This window comes from uncultured Psychroserpens sp. (assembly GCF_947501425.1).
In the GTDB taxonomy this organism is placed as follows: Bacteria; Bacteroidota; Bacteroidia; order Flavobacteriales; family Flavobacteriaceae; genus Psychroserpens.
In genome coordinates, this window is the sequence record NZ_CANMVN010000003.1 from 44,656 (window position 1) to 61,666 (window position 17,011).

Genomic DNA, 17,011 nt, shown 5'->3' on the forward strand with positions numbered 1-17,011 from the left:
TTTAATTTTACGTTAAAACTTTCCGTTAAAGCTTAATCGCAATTTACGAGTATATTCTTCTAATAACCAGTCTTTATAATTTTTTGTACTATTCATAATACAATAGCAGTACTGCTTGATACGATAGCAAATATCGTCATGAAGTAATTTGGCCAATTCTCTAGCCTCAAACACATCTTCACTATTAGCAATAACTAAGGCTGAGTGTTGTGCAATACTATTTTCAATAGCCTTCATCGATTTGTGTCCTGCTCTGGTCACCTTTTTATACTCTTCTTTAATATCAAAATCATCCTTTGGATTTTTCTTAAATCGTTTTCTCAAAGATTCTGGCATTTTGTAAACAAACTCACGCTCTATATCTTCATCGTTACGAAGGTTCTCTAAATAAAAATCTGGGTTTTTAAAGATGTGTTGCCAATCTACAGGTTGACTCCATGGACCAAAACGCACCGCATTATTCCCAAGATCTATAACTGTAAAATTAGTCTTATTACCATGAATTCTAGATCCTCTACCAATCATTTGAAAATAGAGTGTTAACGAACGTGTTGCTCTATTTAGAATTATAGATTCTACTGAAGGTTCATCAAAACCAGTTGTAAGAATACTTACCGAGGTTAAAATTCCATTAGGTGTATTTTTAAACCATTTTAATATATCCTTTCTGTCCTGCTTACTAGATGTATTATCCAAATGTCTAATGTCGTAACCAGCTCGTTTAAAGGTGTAATAGACTTCTTTTGAAGTGTTGATACCATTATTGAATATAAGTGTCTTCTTTCCTTTAGATAATTCTTCGTAAGCAAATAATAATTTACCTTGCATTGCTGCGTTGGTATATAGTGCTTCAGAAGATTTTACCGTATAATCCCCATTGATTCCTATTTTCAGAGAATTAAGAGAAACATCATAATTATAGATTTCAGCTGAGGCTAAAAACCCATTTTTAATTAATGTTGAAATGTTATCACCAACGATTAACTCTTTGTAGTTATCCTTCATAGGCAACTTAATATTACTACTCAAAGGCGTTGCTGTAACACCAAGGATAAAACAATTATCAAAGAACTTGAATAATTTTCTAAAGGAATTATAGTGAGCCTCATCAATAATAACCAATCCGATATCTTCAAGATTCAGCTTTCCGTCGTTAAGTCGGTTATTAAGCGTTTCAACCATGGCTACAAAGCATTCGTACTGATCCTGATCTGGTAACTCTTTTACTTTACTGTTAATGATCTTATTGTTTACACCAAAACCGTGAAGTACCTTAGACGTTTGTTTACATAGCTCGATACGATGCGTAAGGATAACAACTTTCTTTTTATGTTTCTTAATGTATTGTCTTACAATTTCTGAGAAAATAACAGTCTTCCCTCCTCCAGTTGGCAATTGGTACAATAAATTGTAATTGTCTGGTGCAGATTCAAAGACTTCAAATATGCGTTTTAGATCAGCAATTTGATAATCGTAGAGTCTTTTCTTAGTTTCTTTAGTATCTGTTATTTGAAGGGTGTCGGACATATAATTAATAGCAATTGAAAAAAAAATTCTTACAAAATTAACCTTTTATAAGGTTATTGTGGCATTTTGTTAAAAAGAATTGAAAAGTAATTCCTACCCTTTTACGTTAAAAACTGTTAAAATACTACTATGTTATGCAAAGTACTGTAACATTTTTGATTGGGTGTCGTCTCTTTAGTATAACATCAATCATTTAAAACAATTATTATGAGAACTTTAAACAACAATCAATTATCAAGTACAACAACAGAAACAAAAATGTTTACTTGGAATCAAAAAAGACTTTATAGATAAATAGATCTATTGCAATTAATCAATAAAAAAAATCAATTATCATGAGAACTTTAAACAATAATCAATTATCGAGTACGAGTATAGAAACAAAAATCTACACTTGGAATCAAAAAAGACGTTATAGATAAGTATATCTATTTCAATTCATCAATCACATCCGTCTTCGCTAAGGCAATGATGGATACAAAAATCAATCTACCATGAAAGCTTTAACTAAAATTATCAACACATCGCACACAACAAACGACGATCTTGAAACGTTACGTTAGTAGTGATGATTAAAACATTTATTCATCAATCAAAATACTATTGAAGTAATATTTCAATAGCAAATCCAGAAAGACCAGCATACTTTTAGTGTGTTGGTTTTTTTGTTTTCATGGAAGTGGTATCGTTTTTGAGGCTAATTATAACATCTAAAACTATTATATTATGAGAACATCAAGACGACAATTCCCTCAAGTTAATGCAGGATCTATGGCAGATATTGCATTTTTACTGCTTATTTTCTTTTTAGTTACCGCAGTGATACCTAAAGAAGATCAAGGATTTAACAGAAAACTTCCTCCACCATGTCCACCAAATTCAGATTGCCTTGGGGAAATACCTCAAAGGAATACCCTCGAAATTCGAGTCAATTCTAAAGATGAATTATTTGTTGAGAATGACATTGTTAATATTGATGAATTAAAACAGCTAACCAAAGCTTTCGTGGATAATAACGGAGATACTTCATGTAATTACTGTAACGGATTGCAAACAACCAATGCTTCAGACAATCCCAAAAAAGCAGTCATTTCACTCACTAATGATAATATGACCTCTTACAATTTTTATATTAAGGTACAGGATGAAATCACAAAAGCTTATTATGAACTCCGAAGTGATTATGCACAAACGGTTTTAAAAAAATCACCTGATGAGCTGACAAAAGAAGAACTTCATAAGGTTAGAGATGCTTACCCATTTATTCTATCAGAAGCTCATATAAAAAATTAATCAGAGTCTAAAGTATCTTTTAAAACCTCAACTCTATAGCTGATGTTAATGTTGCGCCTTCCCCATTGTCGTGCAGCCTTAACATCAGTTCCCATATATACATCTATTCGATTTCGCCATCGTCGATTCATTTTATCTTTCACTAAATACGTACCCTCAAGGCCTTCAATTTTCACCAAAGTGTTGTGAGATAAGCCCTTTTTTAGTAAATCTCGGGATACAGCAATGTATCGCAACCCTGGTTTTAGGCTATCGCCAAAAGCAGTAATATGGGGATTTGAACTGGTTTGATAAGCTAAAGAATTATAGGCTGTGGCAGTTACCTCCATAGTTTTCCACTCATAAGGCGTATGCACTTCTTCCTTGCATGACAAACCAGACAAGACACTAATTGTGATTACAAAATAGATGTAGACCGTTTTAAAACGCATAATTAAATATAAGATTTTGTAACTTCACAATCGAAACGAAATCTAAATTTTATGAAATTCTTGTATATTTCCATATGCCTTTTATTTATTGTGTCTTCATGTAAAAATGATACGAAATCTACCAAAACAGAATCAAATAAAAATGACTCAATAACTTTAATAGAAAAAGCCAAAGGTATTCACAGTCGTGTGATTACACTTGATACACACTGTGATATTAACGTTAAGAATTTTACAGACTCTATCAATTACACGCAAGATCTTGACACACAGATCACGCTTCCAAAAATGAAGCAAGGAGGCTTAGACGTAGCTTGGTTTATTGTTTACACTGGACAAGATACACTAACAGATGAAGGTTACAATAAAGCCTATGATAATGCAATGTCAAAATTTCATGCCATACATAAACTAACTAAGGAAATTGCTCCAGACCAAATTGAACTGGCATTAAATTCTGCAGATGTTAAGCGTATTTCTAAATCTGGTAAAAAAGTAGCAATGATAGGTATAGAGAACGGATATCCTATTGGTACAGATATTTCAAATGTTGAAAAATTCTATAACCTTGGCGCCAGATACATGTCTTTATCACACAACGGTCATAGTCAGCTATGCGATAGTAATACAGGAGAAAAGAACGATGTTTGGCTTCATAATGGCTTAAGCAATTTAGGAAAAGAAGTTATTACAGAAATGAATCGTTTAGGTATGATGATAGATGTATCGCATCCTTCTAAAGAATCTATGCGTCAAATGATTGAACTTAGTAAAGCGCCAATAATAGCCTCTCATTCTTCAGCCAGAGCATTATGTGATCACAGCAGAAACCTTGATGATGAACAACTCGAATGGTTAAAACAAAATGGTGGAGTTGTGCAAACAGTTGCATTTCAGGCTTATACTAATACTGAAAAAAATGATGCTAGAAATGAAGCTGTAAAAGAGCTTCGCCAAAACATTGCAGACTCTCTAGGCACAAAATGGTATTCTCGGAGCGAAGTTAGAGCCATGGACGATACCGAAAAAGAAGGTTATTATCAACTGAGAAGACATATTATAAAACTTGCAGATGAAAAAGCCAGTGATATTAAAGACTTTCCTCCTAAGGTTAATGTCTCCGATTTTGTGGACCACATTGATTATCTGGTTGAAAAAATTGGTCTGGAGCATGTAGGTATTAGTAGCGACTTTGATGGTGGTGGCGGTGTTGAAGGTTGGAGTGACGCTTCAGAAACCTTTAACGTCACACTTGAACTCGTAAAAAGAGGATATTCCGAAGAACAAATTGAAATGCTGTGGAGTGGTAATTTGTTACGTGTTTTAGATGAAGTTGAAGCTGTGGCGAAATCAATAAATTCGTAAGGTTAACACAACAAACCTAAACACAATGTAATGACTTAAGAGAATGAATTCGAGAAATCAATAGCATTTACAATCGTTGTAATAACAAATAACACTATAAGTATTGCATTTACAACTATACCTATTGTCTTTTTCATTGAGTTTGGATCCTTAAGACCTCTAATAGAAAAGAAAAAACCTATTAACGAGGCTATTACAACTAAAATCATTAGAAAACCTCCTCCATAAGTATAAGTGTCTATTGAAATTATTTCACGTGCGGCCAAAACTTTAAACAATAAAAACAACATAAAGCATACAACAGCAATAATTGCATATTTGAATCCTTTTTCAGAGTGTGATGGTGTATTCATAATAAATTTAGTATGCTATTAACTTCAATAATGCCTCTTCAAATCGTCCTTTAGCCATATACTGATCTTCAAGTTGATTAATAAATGGTATCGGTGTTTCTATACTTGCAACACGCTTTACAGGAGCATCTAAATCTTCGAAACAATGCTCCATAATCAATGCTGAGATATCACTTGCTATTCCTCCAAATAAAGAGTCTTCTTGTAAAATTATAGCTTTCCCTGTTTTCTTTACTGAAGCATAAATACTTTCTGTATCCAGAGGCTGTAAACATCTTAAATCAATAACATCTGCATTGATAGTTTCATTGTTATCCAATGTTTCTAGAGCCCAATGTACTCCTGCGCCATAGGTTATAATTGTAACATCATTCCCTTCTCGTAAAACAGATGCTTTTCCTAACGGAAGCGTGTAATAATCTGTTGGAACCTCCTGACGAATACTTCTATACAATGCTTTATGCTCAAAGAACAATACAGGATTTGGGTCCTCAATTGCAGTTGCTAATAACCCCTTAGCATCATATGGAAATGCTGGATATACAACTTTTAAGCCTGGTGTTTTTGTAAACCATGCTTCATTGGTTTGAGAGTGAAACGGACCAGCAGCAACACCTCCACCACATGGCATTCTTAGTACAACATCAGCTTGTTGATTCCATCGGTAATGCGACTTGGCTAAATAATTTACAACTGGATTAAATCCGGATGAGACAAAATCGGCAAACTGCATTTCTACAACAGCTTTCATTCCTGCAATAGATAATCCCATGGCAACTTCAACAATAGCCGATTCACAGATAGGAGTATTTCTTACGCGCTCTTTTCCAAAGGCTTCAACAAAACCTTCAGTAATTTTGAACACACCACCATACTCTGCAATATCCTGTCCCATAATCACCAAATCATTATGCTTTTGCATAGATTGTTTCAATCCTTCGGAAATAGCATCAATAAGTCTTATCTCCTCTGTTTTAGATTTTGGCTTGATCTCTTTATAATTAAATGATTTGTAGACATCATTTAATTCTGTGGTCATGTCTGGAACAATGGGTGCTTCATTAAAAGCCATTTCAAGATGATCATGAATCTCATGCATAATAGCTTCTTTAATAGCAACCTCTTGCTTTTCAGTTAATATCTTTTGATCTTTCAAATAGGCTTGAAAATTTTCTAAAGGATCCTTCTTAGCCCATTGCTCCATGAGAGCTTTGGGTACATATTTCGTTCCGCTAGCCTCCTCATGACCACGCATTCTAAAAGTTTTAAATTCTATCAATATTGGTCTTGGACGCTTTCGGATACTCGCTGCCAATTTCTGCATTTTAGAATAGACTTCAATAACATTATTACCATCAAGCACAAAGGATTCCATGCCATAACCTTTACCTCTATCTGCTATATCCTTACATCTGTATTGCTCATTAGTAGGTGTTGATAATCCATAACCATTATTTTCAACACAAAACAAAACAGGCAATTGCCAAACCGAAGCCACATTTAAAGCCTCATGGAAATCACCTTCACTCGTACCTCCTTCTCCTGTAAAAACAGCTGTAATCTGATTATTTTTTTTCAATAAGTTTGCAAGAGCAATACCATCGGCAACACCTAACTGAGGTCCCAAATGCGAAATCATTCCAACAATATTGAACTCTTGTGTTCCGAAGTGAAACGATCTATCTCGCCCTTTAGTGAATCCATTAGCTTTTCCTTGCCACTGACTAAAGAGCCTATGTAATGGAATCTCACGAGTAGTAAACACACCTAAATTACGATGCATTGGCAGGATATATTCCTCTTTTTGCAATGCCATTGTTACACCTACAGAAATGGCTTCCTGTCCAATACCTGAAAACCATTTAGAGATCTTCCCTTGTCGCAATAGAATAAGCATTTTCTCTTCTATCATGCGAGGTTTAAGCATGTTTTTATAGAGTCTTAAGAGTGTTTTATCATCCAGATTTTTTTTATCATAGGTAATTACACTCTTGGTTGAGGTCAACATTTTTTGATATATTACGTTAGTAAATCAAATGTAAATAAAAATTGATTGACAAGCTTAACTTCATTTAGTTATTTTTCAAGCTAAAGTTTGACCTGTGATTATATCAATGTTTTCTTTATTTTTGTAGTATTGTAGACGAATTAAATACTTTATCAAAATGAATATCATACCTAGCGTTAATCTTCAGGATTTTATTTCTGGAGATCCTGATAGAAAACAAAAATTTATTGATGAGATTGGAAAAGCATACCAGGAAATTGGTTTTGTTGCACTAAAAGGACATTTTCTAGATGATCAACTCGTAGATAACCTTTATAAAGAGGTGAAAAACTTTTTTGATTTGCCATTAGAAACCAAAAGAAGTTACGAAATAGAGGGTATTGCTGGGCAACGTGGTTATATCTCATTTGGTAAAGAAAGTGCGAAAGGAAAAAAAGAAGGAGACCTAAAAGAATTCTGGCATTTTGGTCAATATGTTGAGGATGATCCAGAACGCGCTAAAGAATATCCAGCAAACGTTGAAGTAAAAGAGCTTCCTGAGTTTAATAACATAGGGAAAGAAACTTACAGAATGCTGGAAAAAACGGCTAAGTATGTATTGCGTGCATTAGCATTATTTTTAGAATTAGAAGAAACATATTTTGATAAATATATTCACAACGGAAATTCAATTTTAAGACCTATCCACTATCCGCCTATTCTTGAAGAACCAGAAAATGCTGTTCGTGCGGCTGCTCATGGAGACATCAATTTGATTACGCTGCTCATGGGAGCTCAAGGTCGTGGATTACAAGTTCAAAATCATAAAGGTGAATGGATTGATGCCATAGCTGATCCGGATGAGTTAATGATCAACGTTGGTGATATGCTATCCAGACACACTAATAACAAATTGAAATCTACCATACATAGAGTTGTAAATCCGCCAAGAGAGTTATGGGGAACCTCAAGATACTCTATCCCATTTTTTATGCATCCAATTAGTGAAATGAAATTAGATGTCCTGGATAGTTGTATTGACGAAAACAATCCTAAACAATTTGACGACATTACTGCTGGGGAATTTTTAAACGAACGCTTAATTGAACTTGGACTTAAAAAATAATAGTTTAGTGATTGTAAATTTTACAATACACTAGATATTAAATACCCTATCTATGGATTTACAAGACCAATTAAAGAATTTGTTTCCAGATCATGTGTCTGAGAACGTTTCCGAAGAGAACAACCTGAAAGACAGAGGCATCTGGTTACAAGACGATCCAATTATCTGTAAATACGAAAAGCGTAAAGGCAAGCCCATAACTATTCTTGAGGGTTACACTGGAGCCACTGAAGATTTTAAAAAATTAGCCAAAGAACTTAAGCAAAAACTTAGTGTTGGTGGAAGTTTTAAAGATGACACGATTATTATTCAGGGAGATTACAGAGATAAAATTATGCAGATTTTGAAGGATAAGGGGTTTAATGTAAAACGTGTTGGTGGTTAAATGAAATCAAATGCCTTACATATTACCAATGGTACAAGTTTGACTAACTATTTAATTAAGTTAGATCTTGCCACTGAAGAAAACATAGTCACTTGGCAAGAAGCTTTATGTGTTGGTCCAACGATAGAAGATCTCACGTCTGATGAATTTATAAAAATCCGAAAAGCATTTTTTAAATCGTTTTATGACATTACTTTAAGTACAAAGGAAATGACCAGTGAATTAAAAAAACTGGATACTATCATAAATTTTACTGAAGTTATCTTATGGTTTGAATATGATTTATTTTGCCACATCAATATGGTTGCTGTAATTAGCCTGTTAGAGCAAAAAGGCATCTTTCTTCCTATATACTTAGTATGTAGTGGTCGTGTTGAAGGTGAGAAAGGTCTCAAAGCACTACCAGAATTAAATCCGAATCAACTTCAATCACATTACGATAATCGCGTCAAACTCAATGTCGATGATATTGCCCTTACCAGAAAGATATGGAGAATTTACTGCGGAAAAGATCACAATCAACTTTTACCATTAGTTCTAAGAACATCTTCTTTTGAATACATGAGTAATTGTTTGAAAGCACATATCAAACGGTTTCCAGATACACGAAGTGGGATAAGTACTTTAGAGTATAATATTTTAAAACTCGTCAAAGAAAATACCATTACATCAAAACACCATTTAGTGGGCTACACCTTACATTATCAGGGCTACTATGGCTATGGCGATTTACAAATAGCTCGTGTTGTAGAATTACTATCTATTTTCTTTATTGAAGAAGAAGGGTCATTAAAACTCAACAGAAAAGGACATCTAGCGCTCGAGCACCAACATAATTATCAAAAAGAAGTCAATAACACAATTTACTTTGGTGGAGTTAGTAGTCTTGATTATAAATTCGACAAGAAGCAAAATAAATTAATAAAAACAATAGTTCATGCCAATTAAAGCATCAGAATTAATTTTAAATCCTGATGGTAGCGTTTACCACCTGAATTTAAAACCTGAAGACATCTCAGACACCATCATTTTTGTTGGTGATCAAGATCGTGTAGAAAAAATAACTAAGCATTTTGACAGTATTGAATTCAGTACTCAGAAACGAGAATTCAAAACTCAAACCGGATATTATAAAGACAAGCGAATCACTGTAATATCAACTGGGATTGGACCAGATAATATAGACATTGTCTTAAATGAATTAGATGCCTTAGTCAATATTGATCTGGAGACAAGGAAGCCAAAATCTGATCTGGTAAGTCTAAACATCATAAGAATAGGAACTTCTGGTTCGCTTCAAAAAGACATCCCTGTAGACTCCTTTGTAATCAGCACACACGGATTAGACATTAATGGCATGCTCCATTTTTATCAAATCGATGGTATCAGTAATCCAGATATTGAAAATGCGTTTATAGCTCACACCAATTGGGATAAAAATAAAGCCAGACCTATTGTGATAAATAATAGTCAATATTTGGAAAACTATTTTGATAGCGATAAAGTCTTCAAAGGTATTACTGGTACTGCTGGTGGTTTCTATGGCCCACAAGGTCGCGTATTAAGATTACCTTTACAGGATGCAACATTAAATTCTAAACTTGATTCATTTTCATACAAAGACTACAGAATTTCTAATTTCGAGATGGAAACTTCTGTAATTTATGGACTATCTAAATTATTAGGTCATGAGGCGCTATCTTTAAATGCTATTATTGCCAATCGGCCAAATGGTAGCTTTAGTAAAGACCCAAAACAAACAGTTGAAAATTTAATTCTTTACGCTCTTGAGCGCATTGTAAATGTCTAAGATTTCTAGACTTCATCTACGGAAAAGCAACTATGAAAAAAATAAATATTGGAGGTGTTCCTGAGCATTTTAATCTGGCTTGGTACTTAACATTAAAAAACGGTGAGTATAAAGCAAAAGACATCAATCTACGATGGAAAGATTTTTTTGGAGGAACTGGAGCAATGAATAAAGCGCTCAGAGATGGTGAAATTGATATGGCTGTCATACTTACAGAAGGTGTGATTAAAGATATCATTGATGGAAATCCGAGTAAAATTGTACAAACATTTGTTCAATCACCACTAATTTGGGGAATTCATGTAGCACATGATTCAAATTTTAAAACCATTGAAGACATCAAAGGAACTCGCGCTGCTATTAGCAGATATGGCTCAGGCTCTCACTTAATGGCATATATTAACGCCGAAAATAACAATTGGAACCTTGATAAAGATCTTGATTTTAAAGTGATAAGAAATCTTGATGGTGCTGTTGAAGGTCTTACCAAAGGTGATGCAGATTATTTTATGTGGGAAAAATTTACCACTAAACCTATTGTTGATAGCGGTGTATTTAGACGTATTGGAAACTGTCCAACACCATGGCCATGCTTTGTTATTGCTGTTAGAGAAGACTTTCTAAAAACAAACTTAGAGGATGTTAAAACGATATTAGATATTATAAATAATACTACACAAGAGTTTAAATTAATTCCAAGCATAGATAAAACTATAGCTAACAGGTACGACCAAAAACTCGAAGACGTTCAAGAATGGTTATCACTTACCGAATGGTCGCAGGATGTTATTAATGAAAAGACTGTAGAGACAATTCAACAAAAATTATTTGAATTAGATATCATTCCAAATAAAGTCCCTTACGAAAATCTTGTAAGACCATTATAAACCCAATTTTTATAGTTAGGAAAAATACTATTGAGGTTGTTATATAAAAAAGACGTTTAACCAAAAAACAGGTCTTTCTACGTGTTTTTTGGTGTTAACTTTCTATTTATCAAAATTTTAATTACTTTTATCAAACCAAATCTATGTGCTTACTTGACTAAATCTTTAAAATATGATTATAACAATTACTCTTGTACTATCTTCTTTAGTTGTAATAAACTTTTTGTTATTAATATTTAGTTGTAATAAAACAACCAAAAAAGTTGCTTCTGAAAAACCTGGCTTTATCAAACCATTATCATCAGAAAATACAACAAAACAACTTCAAACAAATCAATTAGCTGCTACTGGAAGCTAAATTTATTCCCAGTTAATCCTTACATTCTTTTTTAATCTTAAGACTTCATTAGTTTTACTGAAATGCTTATTTCCAAACCAATAGCCTCTGTTTGCACTCAATGGTGAAGGGTGACCTGAAGTTAAAATGGTGTGCTTATCATGGTTGATTAATTTGGCTTTCTTCTTTGCAAAACCTCCCCAAAGTAAAAAAATCACATCTTTTTTTTCTCGACTCACAAGATCAATAACTTTATCTGTAAACTCCTCCCAGCCTTTATTTTGGTGACTTCCAGCCTGATGAGCTCTAACGGTTAAAGTCGCATTTAAAAGTAATATTCCCTGTTTAGCCCAACGCTCCAGATTACCAGATGCTGGATAAGGAATTTCAAGATCTGTTTCAATCTCTTTAAAAATATTGATTAATGATGGTGGATGAGTAATACCATCTGCTACCGAAAAACATAATCCGTTAGCCTGACCGTCACCATGGTAAGGATCTTGTCCTATAATTACAACCTTAAGCTGATCAAATGGACACAAATCAAAAGCAGAAAAGATTTGAGCACCTGGAGGAAAGCATTTATGCGTCTTGTATTCATCTTTTACAAAACTGACTAAATTTTTAAAATATGGCTTATCAAATTCGTCTAATAACTTATCTTTCCAGCTGTTGTGAATGTTTACGTTCATTTTATCTAAAAAACTATCCTATTGTCTAAAACATGAGCATTGTCATGTGTTGATTATAGCAAATATAGTATATTCGTTCGTGTAAAATTTATACGTCATGGAAAAAGCCATATTAGAAAGAGTACAGAATATACTCAATACTGACCTCAAAGAAATCAACACTATTGAGACTATTTCACATGATGATTTCTATAAAAAACACATAAAGACCAACACACCAGTTAAAATGACACAAATGATGTCTCATTGGAAAGCTATGGAGTTATGGTCTCTAGATTACTTTGAAAAAATAGGTAAAGACAAAGAAACCTATATGTACAAAGGTAATATTAGACAAAATGATACTAACTGGCAGTTTGGAGCATTTCAGGAGTATTTAAATGAGATAAGGGGTGAGAATACAGAAACCTATTTGGGCAATATGCCTATAGCTAAAATGTTCCCTGAACTTCTTGAACATGTTGATTTTTCTTTAATATCCAATAATACCATACGTAATTCAACTTCATTATGGATTGGCCCTCCTGGAACTATAACAGGCTGGCATACAGATAGACTAGCTAATAATATTCTCGCACTTATTGAAGGAAGAAAACTAGTCTTTTTAGTGAGTCCTAAAGAAGTTGACAAAATGTATCCAAGTGATAAATACGAACCAGGATCTCGCTTAAGCGATGTCAACATGGAGGATTTTGATGAAAAGAGTCATCCAAAATTTAAAGATGCTAATGTGCAATACACCATCATCCATCCAGGAGAAATGCTTTTTATACCTCAAACTTGGTGGCACGTTGTTTACGGTTTAGATGTATCTATAAGTTCAAATAATTTTGGATTTACGCCTATGGATAATATTAAAATGAAATCAGCCGAATTTGTAAAACGTAAACTTCATAGTGCAGGTTTATACAGCCCGAAAAACTGTGTTTGTCATTACGTAAACGAAAGTGGAAAACGCGTAAAACGTTAGGCTACAATTAACTACAAACATTTTATTTGTAAACCATTAATAAGTACCTTTGCATTCCTTAACTGCTATAGGTTAACTATTAATGATTAATATTCACGAAAAGACATTACAAGACATTGAGTTTCATGCGGTTTTACAACAAATTGCAGAGCTTTGTATTACTGATCTGGGTAGAATTGAAGTTTTAGAAATAAAACCTTTTACTACCAAAGAGTTGGTTGTACAGTCGTTACAATACACCAATGAATATGTCTCTTCATTTTATAATGACAATAGAATTCCAAATCATGGATTTGAACCCATAACTAAAGAAGTCAAGCTTTTAAAAATCGAAAATTCGTATTTAGAGACTAAAAGCTTTAAAAAGATTGCTTCAATAACATTGACCATAAGTGATATCCTCAAATTCTTGAAAAAATTTGAAGAATATTATCCTTCCTTGCACAAATTATCAATGTCTCTGGAAGTAGTTACGCATCTCGTTACTGAAATTGATGCCATTATTGATAGATTTGGAGATGTAAAAGATAACGCTTCAGACACCCTTTATCAATTACGAAAAGCTATAAACTCTGTTAGAGGAAAAATTAATCAAAGCTTCGCCTCTGCTTTAAATACCTATCACAATTTAGATTATCTGGATGATATTAGAGAATCTGTTGTAGAAAACAAACGTGTACTTGCTGTAAAAGCCATGTATCGACGTAAGGTCAAAGGTAGTATTATGGGAAGTAGCAAAACAGGTAGTATTGTCTACATACAACCAGAGCAAACCTTTCAATATGCTAGAGAACTCAATAATTTAGAATTTGATGAGAGCGAAGAAGTTGATAAAATTCTTAGAAATCTCACTGAATATGTCAGGCCATACACCTCGTTATTGGAGCAATACCAATTCTTTCTAGTCAGACTGGATGTCATTTATGCCAAAGCAAAGTATGCGCAATCTATTAATGCTATTCTTCCTCAAATTAACGATGAAAAAATCTATGAAGCTAAAGACGCCTATCATCCGTTGCTCTTTGTTTCAAACAAAGCTGAAGGCAAGAAAACGTTCCCTCAATCCATATATTTAAATCCAGAAAACAGAATCATTGTTATTTCTGGACCTAATGCTGGTGGTAAAAGTATTACTCTTAAAACCATAGGGTTATTACAAGTGATGCTACAAAGCGGTATGCTGGTTCCTGTTCATGAAAAAAGTAACATTTGCTTATTTGATAGGATTATCAGTGATATTGGAGACAATCAATCTATTGAAAACCATCTAAGTACTTATAGCTACCGATTAAAACAAATGAATTATTTTCTTCGGAAATGCAACAAGAACACCTTATTTCTTATTGACGAATTTGGTACTGGTAGTGATCCCGAACTTGGTGGAGCACTTGCTGAAACATTTTTAGAAGAATTTTATCATCGTGAAGCTTTCGGAATTATAACTACCCACTACTCTAACTTAAAGGTCTTAGCCAATGAGCTGCCATACATGCAAAATGCCAACATGATGTTTGACGAAAAGAGTCTAGAACCTATGTTCAAACTCATTTTAGGTCAAGCTGGAAGTTCGTTCACTTTTGAAGTAGCTCAAAAGAATGGTATTCCGTATAGCCTTATTAATCGTGCAAAAAAGAAAATTGAACGCGGTAAAGTTCGCTTTGATGCAACTATTGCTAAACTTCAGAAAGAACGTAGTAAATTAGAAAAGACAGAACGTTCATTAAAAGAAAACGAAAAGAAGAAACAATCTGAAGCAGACAAGCTTGAAGAAATAAATGCTAAGGTTCAAAAAAAGCTAGAAAATTATCAGGAACTGTATGACAGTAACCAACGCCTGATCTATCTTGGACAGAAATTCAATGATGTTTCTGAAAAATACTTTGAGAACAAGCGAAAACGTGAGTTAATGGCTGAGTTGTTCAAACTCGTACAAATTGAAAACTCAAAACGTAAAAAAGTTTCAGCTAAACAAAAAAGAGCTGAAAAAGCTAAAGAGCAACAAGTAAAGAAAGAAGCTGAAAAGAAAGTCGCAGTAATCCGACAAAAAAAGAAAGCAGCTAAGAAGAAACAGATAAAAGTCGAAAAACCAAAACCTATCTTAAAAGTTGGTGATCGCGTTAGAATGCATGATGGACGAGCTGTTGGTAGTATAGATAGTATTGAAAAAGGAAAAGCCATAGTAAACTATGGCATTTTCACAACTAACGTAAACTTAGATTTGTTAGAGTTGGTTGAAACAAAAAAAAACTAGTTACAACTCTCTGGAACTATTGAAGATGCTTGTCCCCAAATATTACCACCTGTAAATTTGTAACATCTTTCAGAATAGAGGTAATTAACGTACTCGGTGTCACTATCAGTAATGTAAATTGTATTCCATCCACCAGCTCCATATTGATATTGAAAATTTATACTTATATCATGCGAACCATTGGGCGGAGCTATACTCATCACATCGCCTTGATTTAGCTCATAATATTGAGTATACTCCATTTGATTTGTATTTTCATTTTGAGGCTTATATGCGAATCGAAATCTCGTATCGTGGAACGAATCATTTTCCACGGTAATTTCTTGATGAATAAATGGTCCGTTCATATCACAGTCGCTAACTGTATAATTTGATGTGTAACCTGCTTTTACTAAAGTATCATCCTTTAAATATCGAGCTTGAAAAGCTATTGGTATGCCTTGGTTATTCACACTATATACAGCATTTTCTCCTGTGAAAATATAGCTTAAAGAACCTGGTCCTGCTTCAAGGTTGTTTGTATAAATAGCTTCCGTCGAAATTTCTGCATTTTCTCCAACAGTTATAAGATCAATAGATGACGTGTCAATAATTTCTTCTATTTCATCATTAACACCATCAATATCACCAACTCCAGTAGCATACTCTAATACGACATCTAAATCAACATCTGGATTAGAATAATTTATAATTCTTAGCATAAGTATTTGTCCATAATCTACTGAACTGATATATGCAGGAGGATTATCTTCATCCATTAAGTTTTGAACTTCTTCAAGAGTTACGTCATCAGAAAAATAACCAGATGGATTTGTAGGATTGTTAACATCTACACTATAAAACACTTGCTTAATGAGCATATAAGCTACTTTTCTATCAGATGTAGTTTCAAACTCTAACTCATCAGAGAAGCTATCATTAGACCAATCTTCATGAGCTCCTAAACTTTGCCCAACTTGCTGAGAAGTATATGAATTAGCTACAGAAAAAGTTGATTTGAAAGTATTTGTATAACCGTCTTGATAGGCATTATTATTCCACCATGAGACAGCATTAGCAATGCCTTCTTGAACATTATTTTCAAATTTAGGATCCTCTATAATGATTGTTCCATTAGATCCCATATTAGGTAAATCTAAAGTTAAATTTACCGGTTTTCTAGCGATATCTATAGAATTAGGTGCTGCACTCTCCAGCAATTCTTGATTTATATTTACCAATGCTCCTGGATATATGATTTCATTCGTTGGCTTTAATATGGCTATTTTATCAAAATTTGAAGCCAGTTCATATTCACTATCATCACATGTAACTGTATTACCCAAATATGGCCATCCTCCATATTCTGTTTGACTTACAATAGTTAATGCACTTGATTCATTTCCTATTGGTTGCACATTAAGCATATTTGTTGAGTCATATATTAGTCCTTGAATATAATCATCAATGCTAGATGCTTCTGGATTTCCAGATGGATCATCACTATCATCAGTCTTACTACAATTTAGGACTACTAATCCCAATGCAAATAGAATAATGAATTTTAAATAGAAATGCTTTCTATTCTGTTTTAAATGTTTCATGATTTTGTTTTTGA

Annotated in this window: 16 protein-coding genes; 10 read left to right on the plus strand and 6 right to left on the minus strand. The window is 33.5% G+C overall.

Annotation, left to right across the window (positions count from 1 at the left end; translation table 11 throughout):
• Positions 1–12 precede the first annotated feature (12 nt).
• Positions 13–1,527, minus strand: a complete 1,515-nt coding sequence (locus tag Q0951_RS05110; RefSeq protein ID WP_299335085.1) for a DEAD/DEAH box helicase family protein — start codon at positions 1,525–1,527, stop codon at positions 13–15.
• 726 nt (positions 1,528–2,253) lie between these two features.
• On the opposite strand from Q0951_RS05110, the gene Q0951_RS05115 reads away from it, so the two are divergent.
• A complete protein-coding gene (locus Q0951_RS05115; RefSeq protein WP_299335087.1) occupies positions 2,254–2,820 on the plus strand; it encodes a biopolymer transporter ExbD in 567 nt (188 codons plus the stop codon).
• Here Q0951_RS05115 and Q0951_RS05120 read toward each other — a convergent pair.
• On the minus strand, positions 2,817–3,149 hold the full coding sequence (locus Q0951_RS05120; protein WP_299335682.1) for a hypothetical protein: 333 nt from the start codon (positions 3,147–3,149) through the stop codon (positions 2,817–2,819). The genes Q0951_RS05115 and Q0951_RS05120 overlap by 4 nt on opposite strands.
• A gap of 153 nt (positions 3,150–3,302) precedes the next feature.
• On the opposite strand from Q0951_RS05120, the gene Q0951_RS05125 reads away from it, so the two are divergent.
• Positions 3,303–4,616: a dipeptidase gene (locus Q0951_RS05125; protein ID WP_299335088.1), complete on the plus strand. Its 1,314-nt coding sequence runs from the start codon at positions 3,303–3,305 to the stop codon at positions 4,614–4,616.
• A 35-nt stretch (positions 4,617–4,651) separates the two neighbouring features.
• Here Q0951_RS05125 and Q0951_RS05130 read toward each other — a convergent pair whose 3' ends face one another.
• Positions 4,652–4,969 (minus strand): hypothetical protein, encoded by a 318-nt coding sequence (locus Q0951_RS05130; RefSeq protein ID WP_299335091.1) that lies wholly within the window; start codon positions 4,967–4,969, stop codon positions 4,652–4,654.
• Between the two features lie 7 nt (positions 4,970–4,976).
• On the minus strand, positions 4,977–6,977 hold the full coding sequence (locus Q0951_RS05135; RefSeq protein ID WP_299335094.1) for a dehydrogenase E1 component subunit alpha/beta: 2,001 nt from the start codon (positions 6,975–6,977) through the stop codon (positions 4,977–4,979).
• Positions 6,978–7,134: 157 nt separating this feature from the next.
• Between Q0951_RS05135 and Q0951_RS05140 the strand changes: the two genes are divergently transcribed.
• The 6 genes from Q0951_RS05140 to Q0951_RS05165 all read left to right on the plus strand — a co-directional run bounded on the left by Q0951_RS05140 (position 7,135) and on the right by Q0951_RS05165 (position 11,522).
• Positions 7,135–8,082, plus strand: coding sequence for a 2-oxoglutarate and iron-dependent oxygenase domain-containing protein (locus Q0951_RS05140; RefSeq protein ID WP_299335097.1), 948 nt, complete (start codon positions 7,135–7,137; stop codon positions 8,080–8,082).
• Positions 8,083–8,134: 52 nt separating this feature from the next.
• Positions 8,135–8,467 carry a translation initiation factor gene (locus Q0951_RS05145; protein ID WP_299335100.1) on the plus strand — a complete coding sequence of 111 codons (333 nt, stop codon included), beginning with the start codon at positions 8,135–8,137 and terminating at the stop codon, positions 8,465–8,467.
• Positions 8,468–9,415 carry a DUF1835 domain-containing protein gene (locus tag Q0951_RS05150; protein WP_299335103.1) on the plus strand — a complete coding sequence of 316 codons (948 nt, stop codon included), beginning with the start codon at positions 8,468–8,470 and terminating at the stop codon, positions 9,413–9,415.
• On the plus strand, positions 9,405–10,277 hold the full coding sequence (locus Q0951_RS05155; protein ID WP_299335104.1) for a nucleoside phosphorylase: 873 nt from the start codon (positions 9,405–9,407) through the stop codon (positions 10,275–10,277). Before Q0951_RS05150 ends, Q0951_RS05155 begins: the two co-directional genes overlap by 11 nt.
• Before the next feature lie 32 nt (positions 10,278–10,309).
• Entirely contained in the window at positions 10,310–11,164 is an 855-nt protein-coding gene (locus tag Q0951_RS05160) for a substrate-binding domain-containing protein (protein ID WP_299335106.1), read from the plus strand.
• Between the two features lie 172 nt (positions 11,165–11,336).
• Positions 11,337–11,522, plus strand: a complete 186-nt coding sequence (locus tag Q0951_RS05165) for a hypothetical protein (RefSeq protein ID WP_299335109.1) — start codon at positions 11,337–11,339, stop codon at positions 11,520–11,522.
• 2 nt (positions 11,523–11,524) lie between these two features.
• Here Q0951_RS05165 and Q0951_RS05170 read toward each other — a convergent pair whose 3' ends face one another.
• The gene (locus Q0951_RS05170) at positions 11,525–12,193 is read right to left on the minus strand and encodes a uracil-DNA glycosylase (protein ID WP_299335111.1); all 669 of its coding nucleotides are present in this window, start codon (positions 12,191–12,193) and stop codon (positions 11,525–11,527) included.
• 97 nt (positions 12,194–12,290) lie between these two features.
• Between Q0951_RS05170 and Q0951_RS05175 the strand changes: the two genes are divergently transcribed.
• Positions 12,291–13,163: a cupin-like domain-containing protein gene (locus tag Q0951_RS05175; RefSeq protein WP_299335113.1), complete on the plus strand. Its 873-nt coding sequence runs from the start codon at positions 12,291–12,293 to the stop codon at positions 13,161–13,163.
• Between the two features lie 82 nt (positions 13,164–13,245).
• Positions 13,246–15,414 (plus strand): DNA mismatch repair protein MutS, encoded by a 2,169-nt coding sequence (locus Q0951_RS05180; protein WP_299335115.1) that lies wholly within the window; start codon positions 13,246–13,248, stop codon positions 15,412–15,414.
• Here the strand turns inward: Q0951_RS05180 and Q0951_RS05185 are convergent.
• Positions 15,411–16,997: a thiol-activated cytolysin family protein gene (locus Q0951_RS05185; RefSeq protein WP_299335118.1), complete on the minus strand. Its 1,587-nt coding sequence runs from the start codon at positions 16,995–16,997 to the stop codon at positions 15,411–15,413. The genes Q0951_RS05180 and Q0951_RS05185 overlap by 4 nt on opposite strands.
• Positions 16,998–17,011 lie beyond the last annotated feature (14 nt).

What these genes read in the sequence shown, in the direction of transcription:
- Q0951_RS05185 (WP_299335118.1), bottom strand. Translation starts at nt 16,997, where the DNA reads ATGAAACATTTAAAACAGAATAGAAAGCATTTCTATTTAAAATTCATT.
- Q0951_RS05110 (WP_299335085.1), bottom strand. Translation starts at nt 1,527, where the DNA reads ATGTCCGACACCCTTCAAATAACAGATACTAAAGAAACTAAGAAAAGA.
- Q0951_RS05145 (WP_299335100.1), top strand. Translation starts at nt 8,135, where the DNA reads ATGGATTTACAAGACCAATTAAAGAATTTGTTTCCAGATCATGTGTCT.
- Q0951_RS05165 (WP_299335109.1), top strand. Translation starts at nt 11,337, where the DNA reads ATGATTATAACAATTACTCTTGTACTATCTTCTTTAGTTGTAATAAAC.
- Q0951_RS05135 (WP_299335094.1), bottom strand. Translation starts at nt 6,977, where the DNA reads ATGTTGACCTCAACCAAGAGTGTAATTACCTATGATAAAAAAAATCTG.
- Q0951_RS05160 (WP_299335106.1), top strand. Translation starts at nt 10,310, where the DNA reads ATGAAAAAAATAAATATTGGAGGTGTTCCTGAGCATTTTAATCTGGCT.
- Q0951_RS05180 (WP_299335115.1), top strand. Translation starts at nt 13,246, where the DNA reads ATGATTAATATTCACGAAAAGACATTACAAGACATTGAGTTTCATGCG.
- Q0951_RS05175 (WP_299335113.1), top strand. Translation starts at nt 12,291, where the DNA reads ATGGAAAAAGCCATATTAGAAAGAGTACAGAATATACTCAATACTGAC.
- Q0951_RS05150 (WP_299335103.1), top strand. Translation starts at nt 8,468, where the DNA reads ATGAAATCAAATGCCTTACATATTACCAATGGTACAAGTTTGACTAAC.
- Q0951_RS05155 (WP_299335104.1), top strand. Translation starts at nt 9,405, where the DNA reads ATGCCAATTAAAGCATCAGAATTAATTTTAAATCCTGATGGTAGCGTT.
- Q0951_RS05130 (WP_299335091.1), bottom strand. Translation starts at nt 4,969, where the DNA reads ATGAATACACCATCACACTCTGAAAAAGGATTCAAATATGCAATTATT.
- Q0951_RS05120 (WP_299335682.1), bottom strand. Translation starts at nt 3,149, where the DNA reads ATGGAGGTAACTGCCACAGCCTATAATTCTTTAGCTTATCAAACCAGT.
- Q0951_RS05170 (WP_299335111.1), bottom strand. Translation starts at nt 12,193, where the DNA reads ATGAACGTAAACATTCACAACAGCTGGAAAGATAAGTTATTAGACGAA.
- Q0951_RS05140 (WP_299335097.1), top strand. Translation starts at nt 7,135, where the DNA reads ATGAATATCATACCTAGCGTTAATCTTCAGGATTTTATTTCTGGAGAT.
- Q0951_RS05125 (WP_299335088.1), top strand. Translation starts at nt 3,303, where the DNA reads ATGAAATTCTTGTATATTTCCATATGCCTTTTATTTATTGTGTCTTCA.
- Q0951_RS05115 (WP_299335087.1), top strand. Translation starts at nt 2,254, where the DNA reads ATGAGAACATCAAGACGACAATTCCCTCAAGTTAATGCAGGATCTATG.